General features: G+C 64.4%; 16 protein-coding genes. 7 read left to right on the plus strand and 9 right to left on the minus strand.

The features are described from left to right. The 3 genes from soxZ to soxX form a co-directional block, all read left to right on the plus strand. On the plus strand, nt 1-264 hold a 264-nt coding region (soxZ, locus tag DFR43_RS12005), incomplete at its 5' end, for a thiosulfate oxidation carrier complex protein SoxZ (protein WP_133598067.1). An 81-nt stretch (nt 265-345) separates the two neighbouring features. After that, nucleotides 346-1,152: a sulfur oxidation c-type cytochrome SoxA gene (soxA, locus tag DFR43_RS12010; RefSeq protein WP_133599021.1), complete on the plus strand. Its 807-nt coding sequence runs from the start codon at nt 346-348 to the stop codon at nt 1,150-1,152. A gap of 18 nt (nt 1,153-1,170) precedes the next feature. After that, nucleotides 1,171-1,827: a sulfur oxidation c-type cytochrome SoxX gene (gene soxX / locus DFR43_RS12015; RefSeq protein ID WP_133599023.1), complete on the plus strand. Its 657-nt coding sequence runs from the start codon at nt 1,171-1,173 to the stop codon at nt 1,825-1,827. A gap of 94 nt (nt 1,828-1,921) precedes the next feature. On the opposite strand, the gene DFR43_RS12020 is transcribed toward soxX, so the two are convergent. From DFR43_RS12020 to DFR43_RS12045, 6 genes are all read right to left on the minus strand, one after another. Further along, the gene (locus DFR43_RS12020; protein WP_133599025.1) at nt 1,922-2,650 is read right to left on the minus strand and encodes an ABC transporter ATP-binding protein; all 729 of its coding nucleotides are present in this window, start codon (nt 2,648-2,650) and stop codon (nt 1,922-1,924) included. Further along, a complete protein-coding gene (locus DFR43_RS12025) occupies nt 2,647-3,396 on the minus strand; it encodes an ABC transporter ATP-binding protein (RefSeq protein ID WP_133599027.1) in 750 nt (249 codons plus the stop codon). Before DFR43_RS12025 ends, DFR43_RS12020 begins: the two co-directional genes overlap by 4 nt. Then, nucleotides 3,389-4,465 (minus strand): branched-chain amino acid ABC transporter permease, encoded by a 1,077-nt coding sequence (locus tag DFR43_RS12030; protein ID WP_133599029.1) that lies wholly within the window; start codon nt 4,463-4,465, stop codon nt 3,389-3,391. Before DFR43_RS12030 ends, DFR43_RS12025 begins: the two co-directional genes overlap by 8 nt. A gap of 26 nt (nt 4,466-4,491) precedes the next feature. Beyond that, a complete protein-coding gene (locus DFR43_RS12035; RefSeq protein ID WP_133599031.1) occupies nt 4,492-5,355 on the minus strand; it encodes a branched-chain amino acid ABC transporter permease in 864 nt (287 codons plus the stop codon). A gap of 95 nt (nt 5,356-5,450) precedes the next feature. Continuing rightward, nucleotides 5,451-6,638 (minus strand): ABC transporter substrate-binding protein, encoded by a 1,188-nt coding sequence (locus DFR43_RS12040; RefSeq protein ID WP_133599033.1) that lies wholly within the window; start codon nt 6,636-6,638, stop codon nt 5,451-5,453. Nucleotides 6,639-6,738: 100 nt separating this feature from the next. After that, nucleotides 6,739-7,206, minus strand: a complete 468-nt coding sequence (locus tag DFR43_RS12045; protein WP_133599036.1) for a flavodoxin domain-containing protein — start codon at nt 7,204-7,206, stop codon at nt 6,739-6,741. A 181-nt stretch (nt 7,207-7,387) separates the two neighbouring features. On the opposite strand from DFR43_RS12045, the gene purL reads away from it, so the two are divergent. Together purL and DFR43_RS12055 are read left to right on the plus strand one after the other, a co-directional pair. After that, complete coding sequence (gene purL / locus DFR43_RS12050) at nt 7,388-11,404, plus strand: phosphoribosylformylglycinamidine synthase (protein ID WP_133599038.1); 4,017 nt, start codon at nt 7,388-7,390, stop codon at nt 11,402-11,404. Between the two features lie 98 nt (nt 11,405-11,502). Continuing rightward, entirely contained in the window at nt 11,503-12,042 is a 540-nt protein-coding gene (locus DFR43_RS12055) for a hemerythrin domain-containing protein (RefSeq protein WP_133599040.1), read from the plus strand. A gap of 12 nt (nt 12,043-12,054) precedes the next feature. Here DFR43_RS12055 and DFR43_RS12060 read toward each other — a convergent pair whose 3' ends face one another. After that, entirely contained in the window at nt 12,055-14,058 is a 2,004-nt protein-coding gene (locus tag DFR43_RS12060; RefSeq protein WP_133599042.1) for a peptidase U32 family protein, read from the minus strand. 27 nt (nt 14,059-14,085) lie between these two features. On the opposite strand from DFR43_RS12060, the gene DFR43_RS12065 reads away from it, so the two are divergent. Continuing rightward, nucleotides 14,086-14,943, plus strand: coding sequence for a YbgC/FadM family acyl-CoA thioesterase (locus DFR43_RS12065; protein ID WP_133599044.1), 858 nt, complete (start codon nt 14,086-14,088; stop codon nt 14,941-14,943). Here DFR43_RS12065 and DFR43_RS12070 read toward each other — a convergent pair. Continuing rightward, nucleotides 14,895-15,782 (minus strand): NRDE family protein, encoded by an 888-nt coding sequence (locus tag DFR43_RS12070; protein WP_164499747.1) that lies wholly within the window; start codon nt 15,780-15,782, stop codon nt 14,895-14,897. The genes DFR43_RS12065 and DFR43_RS12070 overlap by 49 nt on opposite strands. A 24-nt stretch (nt 15,783-15,806) precedes the next feature. Next, nucleotides 15,807-16,757, minus strand: coding sequence for a CAF17-like 4Fe-4S cluster assembly/insertion protein YgfZ (gene ygfZ / locus DFR43_RS12075; RefSeq protein ID WP_245988920.1), 951 nt, complete (start codon nt 16,755-16,757; stop codon nt 15,807-15,809). Nucleotides 16,758-16,826: 69 nt separating this feature from the next. Here ygfZ and mltG point away from each other — a divergent pair, with 69 nt between their 5' ends. After that, a complete protein-coding gene (gene mltG, locus DFR43_RS12080) occupies nt 16,827-17,831 on the plus strand; it encodes an endolytic transglycosylase MltG (protein ID WP_425471096.1) in 1,005 nt (334 codons plus the stop codon).

The raw sequence follows: 17,831 nt of genomic DNA on the forward strand, positions 1-17,831 counted from the left end.
ACGGTGCGCGTGCTGATGTCGCACGTGATGGAGCCGGGGACGCGGCGCGACGGCTCGGGCAATCTGGTGCCGGCGCACTACATCACGAACGTGGAAGCGACGCACAACGGCAAGAGCGTGCTCAAGTGCGAGTGGAGCGGGGCGGTGTCGCAGAACCCGTTTTTGGCGTTCAAGTTCAAGGGCGCGGCCAAGGGCGACAAGGTGGTGGTCAAGTGGGTGGACAACAAGGGTGAATCCCGCACCGACGAGGCCACTATCTCCTGATCCTGCGTGGGTGAGGAGAGGGTTTGCAGGTGGGGCACGGTTGGCTCCGTGCCCTTTTTTTGTAAAGAGGAGATCACACACATGAACAACAAGCTCCGAGCCTTGGCAGCTCTGGCGGCACTGGGTGCTGCGGGCAGCGCGCTTGCGCAAAGCTCCGCTGCCGAAGGCATCGCCCAGTACCGCGAGATGCTGCAAGATGGCAATCCGGCCGAACTGTATGAAATGAGGGGCGAAGAACTCTGGCGCGAAAAGCGCGGCCCCAAGAATGCGTCTTTGGAGCAGTGTGACCTGGGCAAAGGCCCGGGCGTCGTCAAAGGTGCATTCGTCGAACTGCCCCGTTACTTCAAAGATACGGGCCGTGTTCAGGATCTCGAAAGCCGGCTCATGACCTGCATGGAAACGCTGCAAGGCATCGATGCCAAGAAAGAAGTGACGGCTCGGGGTTTCGGCCGCGGCGAGACCGCCAATGTCGTGGCGCTGGCGACCTGGATCGCCTCTCAATCCAAGGGCATGAAATTCAATCTGCCTCAGGCGCACCAAGCCGAGCGCGACATGTACGAAATCGGCAAACGGGTGTTTTTCCAACGCGGTGGCACGCACGACTTCTCCTGCGCATCCTGCCACGCCATCGACGGCGGACGCATCCGCTTGCAAGACCTTCCCAATCTGACCAAGAACCCAGGTGATGGGGTCGGCTTTGCCGCATGGCCTGCCTATCGCGTCTCCAACGGCCAGATGTGGAGCATGCAGCACCGTCTCAACGACTGCTACCGCCAGATGCGCTTCCCCGAGCCCACCTTCGCCAGCGATGTGACCATCGCACTTGGGGTGTACATGGGGGTCAATGCCAAAGGCTCCGTCTCTGCGGTGCCTACCATCAAGCGCTGAACGGGAGACGAGGACATCATGATGAAGAAAACCCTTATCGCCGCGGTGGCCGCGCCCATGGTGGCGCTCGGTCTGCAAGGCTGTTCGACCGGCCCATCGAGCGCGGACTACGACCAGATGGCAGCTGCCGTGATCAAGGCCTCGTTCGTGGAGCGGGGCATCGCCACGCTGGACCGCATCGGCCCGGACATGGCCAACGATCTTTGCGCCCAGGCCGATGTGGCCGGCAAGCCACTGGATCCGGCCCTCGCCAAGAAAATCGAAGAAGCCGAAATGAAGACCATCAAGTGGCCTTCGGACGGCAAGTTCCTGGGTGACTGGAAGCAAGGCGAGCAGATTGCTCAAAGTGGCCGCGGGCTGACCTGGAGCGACCAGGCCAACATGGTCAACGGCGGCAACTGCTACAACTGCCATCAGATCAGCAAAGAGGAGATCTCTTTTGGCAATCTGGGGCCGAGCTTGTACAACTACGGGAAGCTGCGCGGCGTCACGGACCCGAACAGCCCGGCAGCCAAACCCATCGTGGAATACACCTGGGGCAAGCTGTGGAATGCGCGTGCTTACAACGCCTGCTCACAAATGCCGCGAGCGGGCTCCAAAGGCATCCTGACGGAGCAACAGATCAAGCACATCATGGCGCTGCTGCTCGATCCGGAATCGCCGGTGAACAAATGATGCGTTTCTGAAGTCGAGGGTGAAGTGTGTTCGGGGGGCTCAGGCCCCCCTTTTTCTTGCCCTGACAATGACAAGGGGCTCGACAGGGCAGGGCTCAGACCCCGAGGTGTTGCTCCAGCACGCGCGGTTGCGCGGTCAGTGCTTCTGAAGTCCCTTCGAACACCACTTGGCCTTTGACCAGAATCACATTGCGGTCCGTGATTTGGGTCACGTGCTTCCAGTTCTTGTCCACGATCACGCTGCTGATGCCAGAATCCCGGATCACGGCACAAATGCGCCAGATTTCGCGGGCAATCAGCGGGGCCAGCCCCTCAGTGGCTTCATCGAGAATGAGCAGGTCGGGATTCGTCATCAGGGCACGGCCGATGGTCAGCATCTGCTGCTCTCCGCCGCTGAGTTGCTGGCCACCGTGGTTGATACGCTCGGCCAAGCGCGGGAATGTCTCCAGCACCCGCTCATAGGTCCAATCGGTTTGGCCCCTCACGCCCGGCCGGGCCGCCATGATGAGGTTCTCGCGGACGCTGAGGTTGCCAAAAATCCCGCGGCCTTCCGGCACATAGGCCACCCCCAGGCGCGCCACTTGATAGGCGGGGGCGCCTGTCATGTCCCGGCCTTTGACGTGGACTTTTCCGCCACTGGGTTTGACCAACCCCATGAGCGACTTGAGCAAGGTGCTTTTCCCCATGCCGTTGCGTCCCATCAGACCGATGGTCTCGCCTGCGCCGACTCGGAAGTCGATGCCTTTCAGAATATGACTCGCGCCGTAGTGGGTATGCAGACCCACCGCCTCGATGAGCCACTCGGGTTGCGGCGCCACACTCATGCCTCTTCTCCCAGGTAGGCGGCTTGCACGCCGGCATCGGCCCGAATCTCTGCGGGGGACCCCGAAGCGATCACCTGTCCGTTGACCATCACGGTCAATTGGTCAGCCAGGGTGAACACAGCGTCCATGTCGTGCTCCACGAGCATCATGGCGTGGTCTTTCTTGATGGTCTGCAACAGTGCGATCATCCGTTCGGCCTCGGCCTGCCCCATGCCCGCCAACGGCTCATCGAGCAGAAGGACTTGGGGATCGGTGGCCAGTGTCATGGCGATTTCCAACTGGCGCTGCTCCCCATGGCTGATGGCGCTCGCCGGCAGGGAGGCCCGATGTGCCAGGCCAGCCAGGGTCATGGCGCGTTCGGCGCGCTCGTTGATGTCCGCCAGGCTGGCCGCCGGCGTGAGCCACCGGCCGGCATGGGGCGTGCGGGACTGCGCGGCCAGCCGCACGTTCTCCCACACCGTGAAAGGCAAAAAGATATTGGTTTTCTGGTAGCTGCGGCCCAGGCCCCAGCGGGAAATGGCCTCGGCCTTGCGCCCGGTGATGTCGCGCCCGGCCAGGTGAATGGAGCCCGAAGTGGGCGGCAGATCACCGGAGAGCAAATTGGTCAGGGTGGACTTGCCTGCTCCATTGGGGCCGATCACCGCATGCAAATGGTTGCGCTTGAGTTGGAGCGACACTTCATGCACGGCCGCCAGCCCCCCAAAGCGCTTGGTCACCTGACGGGCTTCGAGCAGAACTTCAGACACGGCCGCCTCCTTGTGTCGTTTCGTTGGCCGCCTCGCTGCTGCCGTTGCCTTCGACAGGGGGCGTCGAGGCCCCCAGGAAGCGGTCGTGCAATGCCTGTCCAAGCCCCAGCAGGCCCTTGGGCGCGAAGATGACGATCAGCACGATGAAGCCCCCCATCAGCAATTGCCAGTGCTTGGTCATGTCTTTGAATACATGCAACAAGTACTCAAAGGCAAAGGCACCGATGATCGCGCCGGCAAAGTTGCCCATTCCCCCGAGAATCACCATCATGATGGCGTGTGCGCTGAGGTGAAAGCCCATCAGCTCGGGGTTGACGAAGCCGGTCTGGGCGGCCCACAGGTAGCCGGCCACGCCGGCCAGGGTACCGGCCAGGGTGAAAGCGGTGAGCTTGTACCACATGGTGCCATAGCCCATGGCCCGCATGCGGTGCTCATTGACCCGGATGCCGGCCAGCGTGCGCCCAAACGGTGAGAACAGCAGCCGGCGCAAAAAGGCGTACACGATCAGCAAAACGGCCAGGGTGAAATAGAAGAAGGTGATGCGGTTGTCGAGGTTGAAGAGTTCTTCCCCGCCCGTCAGCGGCCCCAGCGCGGTGCTAGGCTTGAAATACACATAAATGCCGTCCGATCCGCCCAGGGAGCGATTGTCGAAAAACAGGTAGAAGATCATCTGGGCAAACGCCATCGTGACCATGATGAAATAAATGCCGTGGGTACGCACGACGAAGAAGCCGATGATCAAGGCGGCCAACCCCGCGCCCGCCGCCGCCAGCGGAAGACTCCACCACAGGCTCACCGGGCCACTGTCAGGGGTGAGGAAGGCAAGGGCGTAGCCCGCCAACCCGAAAAAAGCGGCATGGCCCAGCGACACCATGCCGGTGACCCCTTGCAGCAAATCGAGGCTCATGGCAAAGATGGCCAGAATCATCATTTGGGTCAGCATCTGGGTGTAGTAGCCCGTGCTGTCCAGCCCCATCACGGGGTATAGTGCCAGCGCCACGGTCCCCAGAGCCAGGGTGAATTGCAGGCTCCGGGGCAAGCGCTCGATATGGGAACTCGCGGCAGACATCGATCAAGGTTCCTGAAAATGCGGATTCATTGCTTGAACAATCCTTCGGGCTTGTACAGCAGCACGGCCGCCATGAGCATGTAGACGAGCATGCCGGCCAGTTGGGGGATGAGCACTTTGCCGAAGGTGTCCACGAAACCGACGAGCAAGGCCGCAATCAGCGCGCCGCGCACCGAGCCGATGCCCCCGATGACCACCACCACGAAGCACATGATGAGCACCGAGCCACCCATGCCTGGGTAAACGCTGGAGATGGGGGCGGCAATCATGCCTGCGATGGCGGCCAACCCGACGCCAAGCGCAAACACCACCGCGTAGATGAGCCGAATGTTGACACCCATGGCCTCGGTCATGTCGCGGTTGAAGGCGCCTGCACGGATCTTCATGCCCAGGCGGGTTTTGGAAATCAGCAGATACAGCCCGATGGCCAGCAAAATGCACAGGCCGGACATGAACAGTCGGTACGCGGGATAGGAGAGGTTGTCCGTCAGCGGGATGGACCAGTTCAGCACCTCGGGCATCTGCACCGCATGCACGTCGTCGCCCCAGAGCAAGGAGCGAACCTCCTCGAAGATGTAGATGAGGCCAAATGTCAGAAGAACCTGATCGAGATGGTCGCGCTTGTAGAAATGGCGAAACAGCGACCACTCCAGCAACAGACCCAGCAGGATGGACAACGCCGTGCCCACCACGATGGCCACGAACAGGCTGCCAAAGGTGGCCGCAAACGACCACGCCATGTAAGCTCCCAGCATATAGAAGCTGCCGTGAGCCAGATTCACCACGCCCATGATCCCGAAGATCAGGGTCAGCCCCGCTGCCAGCATGAACAACAGCAGCCCGTACTGGAGGCTGTTGAGGAGCTGAATCAAGAAGTTCGCGAAATCCATGGAGGCAACTCATCCGTCAGGAACAGGCGCAGCACCGTGCGCGCGGGGCACGGCGCCGCGATCGGCAACAGCAGGGTAGAGGGCAGTGGGTGGTCTCAGGCCATGCGGCAGCCGGTGCCGGGGTCTTCCACGGCTTTCTGGGCAATGCCGATGACCTTGTTTTCCCGGCCCGCGACTTCGCGCAGGTAGATGTCCTGAATCGGGTTGTGGGCCTTGCTCATGGTCCACTTGCCACGTGGGCTGTCGATGGTGGCGCCACGCATGGCTGCGTACAGAGCCTGCTTGTTCGACAGGTCGCCCCCAACGGCGTTGGCCCCCTGGATCAACAGCAGGCCGGTGTCATAGCCCTGGACGGCGTACACGTCGGGCTGCATGCGGAAAGCCTTGGCGTACTCCAGGCGGAATTTCTTGTTGCGCGGCGTGTCCAGCGAGTCGCTGTAGTGCATGGTGGTCAGCACACCGTTGGCCGCGTCGCCCGCGGCATCGAGCACCCCTTCGGTCAGGAAGCCAGACCCCCAAAGCTGGATAGAGCGGTTGAGACCAGCGGCTGCGTAATCGCGCAAAAACTTGGCCGCGCCGGCACCGGCAAAGAAACAGGCCACGGCATCGGGCCGCAGCGAAGCGATCTCGGTCAGCAGGGCCTGGAACTCCACATTCGGGAAGGGCAGGCCCAGCTTGCGCACGATCGTGCCGCCGGCGGCGGTATAGCTCTGCTCGAAGCCTTCAAACGCCTCGTCACCTGCGGCGTAGTTCCAGGTGATCCAGACGGCCCGCTTGTGGCCCCGGTCCACCATGGGCTTGCCCAAGGCGAGGGTCGGTTGTGAATTGGTGAAACTGGTGCGGAACACGTTGGGTGCGCACTGCCCACGAGTGGCCGCATGGACGCCCGCATTCGGGATGAGGTTGAGCACGCCCGTCTCGCGGGCCACCCGGTGAATGCCCATCTGGACGCCGGAATGCACGGTGCCGATGAGCACGTCCACCCGGTCGCGCTGGACCAGCCGCTGGGCATTTTCCACCCCTTTGGCCGGGTTGGACTCATCGTCCACCTTGAAAAAATCCACCTCGCGGCCACCGAGCTTGCCGCCTTGCTCGTCCAGCGCCATGCGCACGCCGTTTTCGATGGCCACGCCGAGTTGAGCGAATGTGCCCGTGTAGGGAAGCATGAAGCCCACACGCACCCGATTGGACTGCGCCCGCACGATTTGCGGCAGCAACAGCCCGGTGGAGGCGGCGCCGATGACGGCGGCAGTGCGGGTGAGAACGACGCGGCGAGAGGTCATGGCTTGTCTCCTGTTGGAATAACGATCGGATGTTAGAGGGCTTGCCCTTGCGTGGTGATCCTGACTTACCCGGTAGTCGGCCAAATAATTGATGGTTAAACTATTTGGCCGTATCGGCGAGCACTTCGGCCAGCCAGGCTCGACACCATTGCACGCCCGATTCCTCGGGCTGTACATCGCTGCTGGCGTCGTGCGTCCAGACTTCACCCAGACGCTGAGCGCCCAGGTCGGCGAGCTTTTCATCGAAGCGGCGCCCGCCCATGGCAAACGTCATCGGATAGCTGCCCTGATCGCCCAACGACATCACGCCATAGCGCACATGCCCCAGATAACGGGGCGCCTCGTGCAGGCTGGCATAGAGGGCCTGCGCGTTGTCTGGCACATCGCCGCTGCCATACGTGGCACAGCAAATCAGAAACAGGGCCGGTTCGTCGAACACGTCGATGCCCAACCCATCCATCAGCACCACTTCGATGTCATCGACCAGATCGGCGCAATCCATCTGGATGGCCTGCGCCACGCATTCGGCGGTCTGGGTGGTGGTGCCGACCAGAATCTTCAACTTCATGGACTTATGCATTAAATTGCCTTTTGAGTCATGCACTATACTGCACAAAACACGAGGGAAACTCAGGACAAACCCTGATCGCCAACGCATCGCGGCCGCTCGGTGATCGAGGCCTGCCGCCATCATCCTACGGGGCGGCCAGCCGGTAAAATCCAGGGTCTTTCTCCCTACAGGCCACACCGTGACCCAGCACATCACCCCGATCGAGGGCGGCAACGCCCTCGGCAACTTCCGCGCCCAACAACTCCTGGCCCGCCTGCAAGGCATCAGTGAAAAGATCGTAGGCGTGTCGGCCCGCTTCGTCCATCTCGTGGCCACCGAGCACGCCCTGGATGCGCAGCAGCGCAGCCGCTGGCAGGCGCTGCTGACTTATGGCGAGCCCTATGCAGGCGGCGATGACGGGGTCCTGGTGGTAGTCACGCCGCGCTTGGGCACCGTCTCGCCCTGGGCTTCCAAGGCCACCGACATCGCCCGCAACTGTGGGCTGGCCGTGCGCCGGGTGGAGCGCATCACCGAATACCGGCTCACCCTCAAAACCGGCTTGCTGGGCAGCAGGGGCGCTCTGGATGGCGCCCAGTGGCAACAGGCCGCCGCGTTGCTGCACGACCGGATGACCGAAAGCGTGATGGCGCGGCGCGAAGACGCATGGCAGCTGTTCACCGAGCTGGCGCCCACGCCCATGGCGCACGTGGACGTGCTGGGCGGAGGCCGCACGGCTTTGGCGCAGGCCAACACGGCATGGGGGCTGGCGCTGGCGGATGACGAAATCGACTACCTCGTGCAGGCGTTCACCGACCTCGGTCGCAACCCCACCGATGTGGAGTTGATGATGTTCGCCCAGGCCAACAGCGAACACTGCCGGCACAAGATTTTCAACGCCCAGTTCACCATCGACGGGGTGGCGCAAGACAAAAGCCTCTTCGCCATGATCCGCCACACCCACCACAGCAGCCCGCAGCACACGGTGGTGGCCTATGCCGACAACGCCTCCATCATGGAGGGGCATGCGCTCGAACGCTTCGTGGCCCGCCCCACTGCTGGCGGCGCTGCGCCTTATGTGGCTGAAGCGGCTCAGCACCATGTGCTGATGAAAGTGGAAACCCACAATCACCCGACGGCCATTTCGCCGTTCCCGGGCGCAGCCACGGGGGCGGGCGGTGAAATCCGCGACGAAGGCGCCACAGGCCGAGGCTCGCGCCCGAAGGCGGGGCTGACGGGCTTTAGCGTCTCCCGACTGTGGGGGGGCTGGTCCGATCAACCCGGTGGCAAGCCCGAACACATCGCCAGCCCATTGCAAATCATGATCGAAGGGCCGCTCGGCGGAGCAGCGTTCAACAACGAATTCGGCCGGCCCAACCTGCTGGGCTATTTCCGCGAGTACGAACAAACCGTGGCCAGCAGCGCCGATACCGTGCAGCGCGGCTACCACAAACCCATCATGATTGCCGGGGGGCTGGGGCAAATCGACGCCAACCTGACCCGCAAGATCGAATTCCCGGCCGGTACCTTGCTCGTGCAGTTGGGCGGGCCGGGCATGCGCATCGGCATGGGCGGCGGCGCCGCCAGCTCCATGGCCACCGGGGTCAACGCCGCCGACCTGGATTTCGACTCTGTGCAGCGTGGCAACCCGGAAATCCAGCGTCGGGCGCAAGAGGTCATCAACCACTGCTGGGCCATGGGGGCCGACAACCCCATTTTGGCCATCCACGACGTGGGCGCCGGCGGGCTGTCGAACGCCTTTCCGGAGCTGACCAACGACGCCGGGCGCGGCGCCCGTTTCGACTTGCGTGCCATCCCGTTGGAGGAAAGCGGTCTGGCACCGAAAGAAATCTGGTGCAACGAAAGCCAGGAACGCTACGTGCTGGCCATCGCCCCCGAGTCGCTGGACACGTTCCGGGCATTTTGCGAACGCGAACGCTGCCCCTTCGCCGTGGTGGGGGTGGCCACCGAGCAGCGCCAGCTGGTGCTGGAAGACGGCGACAACGAAAAGCCAGTGGACATGCCGATGGACGTGCTGCTGGGCAAGCCCCCACGCATGCACCGCGATGTGCGCAGCCTGGAGCGGCAGACACCCGAGATGGACCTGACCGGGGTAGATTTGCAGCGGGCCGTCATCGACGTGCTGAGCCACCCGACGGTCGCGTCCAAGCGGTTTCTGGTGACCATCGGCGACCGCAGCGTCGGTGGGCTGACGCACCGCGACCAGATGGTGGGCCCCTGGCAGGTGCCGGTGGCCGATTGCGCCGTCACCCTGGCCGATTTTTCGGGCTTTGCGGGTGAGGCCATGAGCATGGGCGAGCGCACACCGCTGGCGGCCACGGATGCGCCCGCCTCGGGCCGCATGGCGGTGGCCGAGGCCATCACCAACTTGCTGGCTGCGCCCATCGAGTTGCGCCGGGTCAAGCTCAGCGCCAATTGGATGGCCGCTTGTGGCGAGCCGGGCGAAGACGCCGCCCTGTACGCCACCGTCAAAGCCGTGGCGATGGAACTGTGCCCAGCCTTGGGCATCGGCATCCCCGTGGGCAAAGACAGCCTGTCCATGCGCACCCAGTGGCCACACGACGGGCAGACGCGCAAGGTCACCTCGCCCGTGAGCCTGATCGTCAGCGCCTTTGCCACGCTGCCCGACGTGCGCGGCACGCTGACGCCACAGCTCGACGCCCGGGAGGCCGACACCACCCTGGTGCTCATCGACCTGGGCAAAGGCCAGCACCGGATGGGCGGCTCCATTCTGGCGCAAACCTTAGGCCAGCCCGGCGGTGCCGTGCCCGACCTCGACAGCCCTCGGGACCTGATCGCCCTGGTCGATGCCATCAACGCCTTGCGGCGAGAGGGACGCATCCTCGCTTATCACGACCGCAGCGACGGCGGCCTGCTGGCGGCCGTGGCCGAGATGGCGTTTGCCGGCCATGTCGGGGTGGCCCTCAACGTGGACATGCTCATCACCGAAGGCGACGGCATCAGCGACAGCCGCGCCGATCATGGCGACGCCAAGAACTGGACCGCGCAAGTCAGCGCCCGGCGCGAAGAGCTCACGCTCAAAGCCCTGTTCAGCGAAGAACTCGGGGTGGTGCTGCAAGTGCGCACCAGCGAGCGCAACGAGGTGATGCAGGTGCTGCGCCAGCACGGTTTGTCCAAGCACAGCCATTTCATCGGCAAGACCCGGCCCGCCACGTCGTCCATCGACGCGGGCAAGGGCCGGCTGCAAATCTGGCGCGACACCCAGGTGGTGTTCGACGCCGCCCTCGATGACCTGCACCAGGTCTGGGACAGCGTGAGCTGGAAAATCTGCCAGCAACGCGACAACCCTGCCTGCGCCGATGCCGAGCACGCCGCCGCCGGCCGGCCCGACGATCCGGGCCTGCACGTGGCCCTCACGTTCGATCCGGCAGAGGACGTGGCCGCTCCGTTCCTCAACCTGGCCCGCCCCAAAGTGGCCATCCTGCGCGAGCAGGGCGTCAACTCCCACGTGGAAATGGCCTATGCCTTCCACCTGGCGGGCTTCGAGGCGCACGACGTCCACATGACCGATCTGCAAAGCGGCCGCGTCCGCCTGGCCGACTTCCGAGGCATCGTGGCCTGCGGGGGCTTCAGCTACGGCGACACGCTTGGAGCGGGCATCGGCTGGGCGCGCTCCATCACGTTCAATCCGGCCTTGGCCGAACAATTCCAGGCCTTCTTCGCACGGCCTGATACGTTTGGCCTGGGGGTGTGCAACGGCTGCCAGATGTTTGCCGAACTGGCCGACATCATTCCCGGGGCCGATGCCTGGCCGCGCTTCACGACCAACCAGAGCGAGCGCTTCGAGGCCCGCCTGTCCCTGGTGGAGGTGCTGGAGTCACCCAGCCTGTTCTTCCAGGGCATGGCCGGCAGCCGATTGCCGATCGCGGTGGCCCACGGCGAGGGTTACGCCAATTTCACGCAGCGCGGCGACGCCGACCGGGTTCTGGGGGCCATGCGATTTGTCGATCACCACGGGCAAGCCACCGAGGCATACCCCTTCAACCCCAACGGCAGCCCCGGCGGCCTGACGGCGGTCACCACGGCCGACGGCCGCTTCACGGCCATGATGCCTCACCCCGAACGGGTGTTCCGCAACGTGCAAATGAGCTGGACGGACCTGGGCGCCACCGGCGGCCTGGACGCCTTGAGCCCCTGGATGCGCCTATGGCGCAACGCCCGCCGCTGGGTGGGTTGATCGGGGGAATGTGCGCCTGGCTTGACTGAGGTCAACACAGCCGGGCGGGGTGTTCCGTACACTGGGCTGGCTCACATCAAGCCAGCCCTGGAGATTCGATGAACACCCCCGCCACCGCCGACGCCCCCATCGACGACTTTTCTCAATGCCACGCCGGCATTTTCCGCAAGCTCGACATGCTGGGCGAATTGCCGGCGTTGCTGCAGCCCGCGGCGCGCGCCCGCGAAGTGGCGGAAAAGGCGCTCGACTTTTTCCGTGAAGCCATTTTCGAGCATCATCTGGACGAAGAGCGCGAATTGTTCCCAGCCGTGATCGAAAGCGCCGAAGCGGGGGAGGAACGCGAGCAGGTCAAGGCCATGGCCCGCCGCCTCACCGACGAGCACCGCGAACTGGAACGGTTGTGGAAAAGCCTGGAGTCCGGATTGAAGAAAGTGGCCAAGGGGCAATTCAGCGACGTGATTGACGTGGCCACCATCGAAGCGCTGGTGTCACGCTATCGCGCCCATGCCGAATTCGAGGAGCAGGCGTTCCTGCCCCTGTCGCAGCAGATTCTGGGCCGCAACGCCAACCACATGGCCGCGCTGGGCATGTCGCTGCACATGCGCCATGCGCGCGGCCCGCTGAACGCCTACGTCTGAGACGACGCGCGGTCAGTGCGCCGCCTGGGCGTCGGGGCGGCGGCGGTAAAAGGTCAGCGGCTGCTCGGCCGCCTGCCGGAGCACGCTGCGCTTGATTTTGCCCACCACGTGCATCTCGCATGGCTTGCAGTCGAAGCGCAGCGTCAGCTTTTCCTTGCCGTTGATGAGCTGCAGCGGCTCGGCTTTGACCGTGCCTTGCACGCCGGTCACGCCCTTGGCCTGCTTGGGGCACAGGCTCAGCGAATAGCGCACGCAGTGCTTGGTGATCATCAGGCTGACTTCGCCTTCTTCCTCGTGCGCTTCATACGCCGCGGCGATCACGCGCACCCCGTGTCGGGCGTAAAAGTCTCGCGCCTTGTGGTTGAAGACGTTGGCCAGATAGCTCAAGGTGTCTTCGGGATAGGGCACGGGCGGATGCACGGGCTGGGCGCGGGCAGGGCGTTGATACGCCTGGGCACGGGCGGCTTCCAGGCTGGCCACCGCGTGACGGCGCAAGGCGTTGATCTGGGAGGCTGGCACAAACCACGGTTGCGACAGCTGCACTTGAATGTCGTGCGCCTGAAAAATCGTCTCGCCCAGGCGGCCCAACTGTTCACGGCATTTGTCCATGGCCTGGATCGGGTCCTTGGCCAATGGCCAGGCTCCGGCCAGCTGAGCGCTGCCTACATGGCCATCTTCGTCGGTCAGGGTCAATTCCAGGCCGTCGGAGCCGTCGGTCAGCGTTGCCCACACGCCGATGCGCCGATCGGCGGAGGGCTTGTCGAGCGTGCGCACCCATTCCATGCTGCGGTTGCGGTTGACCGTCGTGCCCGGACGCAGGTCTTTGAAGCCCGACATCGGGTCTTTCGGAAACACCCGCCACCGCGTTCCGCCTTCCGCCCCTGGGCCCACGCGCTCGACGCGGTTGGTTTGCAGGCCCACCAGGTTGTGCTGCAAATCGTAATAGCACAGACCATCGCCGTTGCTCAGCGTGGTGTGCGCTTCATGGGTTTCCAGTTCCAGCCATTCGCCACCCAGGCGGGTGACCCAGCCGATGGGCTGGCCCGGATTTTTCGGCGTGTCGAATGCACCGATGTCGATGCGTCGTCCGTTGACGAAGTAATCGGTGAACTCGCGGTTGAAGTTCTGGTTGGGATCGGGCGTGAAGGTGTAGGTGCAGCGCCCGCTGGAGCCGCGCGCCAGTTCCGGGCGCTCTTGCAGGATGTCGTCCAACAACTGGCGGTAATGGGCCGTGATGTTTTTCACATAGCCCATGTCTTTGTAGCGTCCCTCGATCTTGAAGCTGCGAATGCCCGCATCGACCAAGGCCCGCAAGTTGGCGCTCTGGTTGTTGTCCTTCATCGACAGCACGTGTTTGTCGTGCGCAATGATGCGGCCCTGGCTGTCTTTGACTTCATAGGGCAGGCGGCAAGCTTGCGAGCAGTCGCCTCGGTTGGCGCTGCGCCCGGTGCGGGCATGGCTGATGTAGCACTGGCCGCTGTAGGCCACGCACAGGGCGCCGTGGATGAAGAACTCCAGCACCGCCCGGCCGGGGGCATCGCGCGGGCCCAGCGCGGCATCGATGGCGGCAATCTGCGGCAGGGTCAGTTCCCGGGCCAGCACGATTTGCGACAGCCCCACGTCTTGGAGAAAGCGGGCTTTTTCGGGGGTGCGGATGTCGGTCTGGGTGCTGGCGTGCAATTGAATGGGGGGCAGATCCAGTTCCAGCAACCCCATGTCCTGAATGATCAGCGCATCGACGCCGGCCTCATACAGCGCCCAGGCCAGACGCCGGGCCGGCTCCAGCTCGTCGTCGCGCAGAATGGTGTTGAGCGTGACGAACACCCGGCTGTGAAATCGATGGGCATGACGCGCCAGCCGCTCGATGTCGGCCACCGTGTTGTCGGCATGGGCCCGCGCCCCGAATGACGGGCCGCCAATGTAAACGGCATCCGCGCCATGGTTGATGGCTTCGATGCCGATGTCGGCATCGCGCGCAGGTGACAAGAGTTCAAGCTGGTGGGGCAACATAATCAGGGCTTTCGAGCCAACCCGCTATTGTCTATGAAACGCCAGGATTTCCGCTTCTTTCACCGCCTCCGCGTCCGATGGGCGGAGGTGGACATGCAAAAAATCGTCTTCAATGCCCATTACCTGATGTACTTCGATGTGGCGATGACCGAGTATTGGCGGGCGCTGGCCATGCCTTACGAAGAATCCATGCACGGCATGGGCGGGGATCTCTACGTGAAAAAAGCCTCGGTCGAATTCCACGCTTCGGCCCGCATGGACGATCTGCTCGACGTGGGCATGCGCTGCAGCCGCTTGGGCAATTCCTCGATCACCATGACGGGAGCGATATTTCGGGGCGAATCGCTGCTCATCAGCGCAGAACTGATTTACGTGTTTGCCGATCCGGCCACCCAGACTTCGCGGCCGATCCCCGCGGCTTTGCGTGCGTTGATGGAGGGTTACGAAGCGGGCGAGCCGGTGCTGCAGGTGCACACTGGCGATTGGGGCGCCCTGGGCCGGGATGCCCAACGCGTGCGCACGGCCGTGTTCATCGAAGAGCAAGGCATTCCCAAAGAGGAGGAGTGGGATGCGGCCGACCAGACCTGCCTGCACGCCGTGGCCTACAACCGGTTGGGCCAACCCGTGGCCACGGGTCGCTTGCTGTCGGCGGGCGAGGGGGTGGGCAAGATCGGTCGCATGGCGGTGCATCGGGCCCTGCGCGGCACCGGGGTGGGGCGCACCATCGTCGAAGCACTGACGCAGTTGGCACGCCAGCGCGGCGACCACACCCTGCGCTTGAGCGCGCAGCGCACGGCAGAGGGCTTTTACCGGCGGCTGGGCTACGTCTGCGTGGGCGGCACTTATGAAGACGTGGGCATCCCCCATGTGGACATGGAGATCCGCCTGTGACGGCTGTGCGCCAGCGGCCAACGGTCCAGCCCCACGGCGCTGGGCACCGCCTCCGGGCGGTGGGTCCATTCATCCAGTTCCACCGCCCCCAGGGCTGAGGTGGGCCAGCGAACCAGCAAGGTGCTGCGCGTGCCATAGCGCCCTTCGGGAAGATGGACAAAGGCGCTGGACAGCCCCGGTGTGTCGGACGCAGGGGCGTCTGGGTGCCGGGGGTCGAGCAGCGCATCGAGCAAGACCGCTTGCCACGCCGGCAGCGCAGCGGTTGCGGCCTCTGCCGAATGATCCAGATGCTGCAAGGCCGTCTGCATGGCCTGCTTGAGCCGGACCGTCTTGGGCCAAGGGGTATCGAGCGCCGCATTCGACAAGCCATAGATCCCGGGCGTCAAGGTCGCTCCCCACCAGCCTTCCGGCAAATCCAGGGGCTCACACCCCTGCGGCACGTCGGCCGGCCGGTTGGTCAGCCATGTCCAGCGCCCTTGCGCACAGTCGCCCAGGACGATGTTGAACCCGCCATAGGCCGCCGGGTCCAGGTGCTGGACAAAGGCATGCACATCGGGCACCGGGGCCTGAGCCTGTAGCCAGCGAGTCACCAAATCGCCCCGACTGCGAGCGCCAGAGGGGGGCTGCGCAGCGCGGACATTGGTCAGCATGGCCACCCGGCCCGTCGGGTTCATGCCCAGCCAAGTGCCTCCGGCGAGCCGATCCCGCCCGGCGCAAACCGGCGTGCCGTCGGGCAAGGCCCAGCAGGCCAACGGATCGGTCGGTCGGTCCCAGTATTCGTCGCGGTTGGCCGCCAGCAACAGGGCGCAACCGGGATGCATGCCCCACGCAAAAGCCATCAGGCACATGTCGGGCTGGCTCCGTCACACATCGGCCAGCAACGCATAGGGCAGGGGCAGCAGGGTCAGCGCGGGGCCATTGGGGCTGCCCAGCGTCAAGGGCTGACCATCGGCCGCCGCCGTCTGCATCGACACGATGGCGTCCCAACCGCCGTCAGGGTGGGGGGCGGCCTGCACCACCGTGCCGCACGGCTGCTCGGCATCGCTGGCATGGAACACGTCTTGGCCGGCCTGGACCTCGGCATCCAGGTGCAGCAGATAGGCGCGGCGCTTGAGCGTGCCTCGAAACTGGCTGCGGGCCACCACCTCCTGGCCCGGATAGCAACCCTTTTTGAAGTTCACGCCGCCAACCGACTCGTAATTCAGCATCTGCGGCACGAAATGCTCGACCACCGGCTGGCTGACCATGACCACCGCGCTGCGAACCTCCAGCCAGTCCCACACCGCCCTCGGCAAGTCTGTCGCGCCAGGGCAGGGGGCTTGGGCATCCGCGCAGCACAAGGCCCGCTCCAGGCCCATGGCGGGGGGCAGGCGCACCCAGATGGCTCCTGCCTCCGAGCGCCACACGCTCCAGGTTGCCTGCGCCAACTCACGGGGCACGTCCGATCCCACCACGCCCCACAGGGCCCAGGCATCGCTCGCATCCGACAAGCGCACCTTGGCGCGAAGTACAAACAGGCTCAGGCGCTTGAGCGTGGCGGGCAGCACATCTTGGGGGCCGGTCAGCAGCACCTCGTCGGCTGCACGCTTGAAGCCGATGAACGAGGCCAGCAACCGCCCCTTGGGATTGCAGTAGCCCGCCAGCCGGGCTTCGTTCATGCCCAGCAAGGCGAAATCTTGGGTCAGCTGCCCATGCAAGAAGGCTGCGGCGTCCTCGCCCTGGGCGCGGATCACGCCCCAATGGGCCAGGCGCACCACGCCCGCAAAGCGGGCCGACATATCGATAGAGGAGGGCGATGGGTTCGAGGTAAGCATGCGCATGGACGGGAACGGTTTGGGGTCACGTATGATCGGACCGCTGTATTGTCCCAGAGGTCCAAGCCCGTGTTCCGATTGTTGAAATCGCTGCTGTGGTTCGTCACCGCCAGCGCCGCCGCTGTGGTGGCGCTGGGGCTGTGGTGGCTCCATCGGCCGCTGCCCATGCCGCTGGACAGCAGCGGCGTGATGGACGTGAAGATTGCGCCTGGCACCTCGGCCCGCGGCGTTGCCCGGGTATTGGTCAACAGTGGGGTACAAGGGCCCGAATGGCTGCTTTTTGCCTGGTTCCGCGCCTCCGGGGAGGCGCGCAACATCAAGGCCGGCGCCTACGAATTCGATGCCTCGACCACGCCGCGTACGCTGCTGGACAAACTGGTGCGGGGCGAGCAGGCGGTACGCCGAGTCACCATTGTCGAGGGCTGGAACTACCGGCAGGTGCTGCAAGCGCTTCGGGCCGCCGAGCATCTGCAATACGATCTGCCGGACGCCAGCCCGGCCGAGCTGATGCAGGCGCTGGGGCTGGCGGCCGCGCACCCGGAAGGCCGTTTTTTCCCCGACACCTACGTGTACCCGAAATACGCCACCGCCTCCTCCGTGCTGCGCCAGGCGGCTCAGGTGATGGAGCGTCGCCTGGCCCAAGCCTGGGAACAACGCCACCCCAATCTGCCGTTGCGCTCGCCCGAAGAGGCCCTGATTCTCGCCAGCATCATCGAAAAAGAGACCGGTTTGCCCAGCGACCGCGAACTCGTGGCCGGGGTCTTCATCAACCGGTTGCGCATCGGCATGCGTTTGCAGACGGACCCCACCGTCATCTACGGGCTGGGTGAGGATTTCGACGGCCGCCTGCGACGCCGCCATCTGGATACCGACACCCCTTACAACACCTACACCCGCAGCGGGCTGCCGCCCACGCCCATCGCCATGCCTGGGATGGCCTCGCTGCTGGCGGCGGTGCAGCCCGCCGACACCCCGGCCATGTATTTCGTGGCCCGTGGCGACGGCTCCAGCGAATTCAGCCGGACCCTGGAAGAACACAACCGGGCCGTGCGCCGCTACATCCTGAACCGTTGA

It is taken from the genome of Tepidicella xavieri, from assembly GCF_004363315.1.
Classification (GTDB): domain Bacteria; phylum Pseudomonadota; class Gammaproteobacteria; order Burkholderiales; family Burkholderiaceae_C; genus Tepidicella; species Tepidicella xavieri.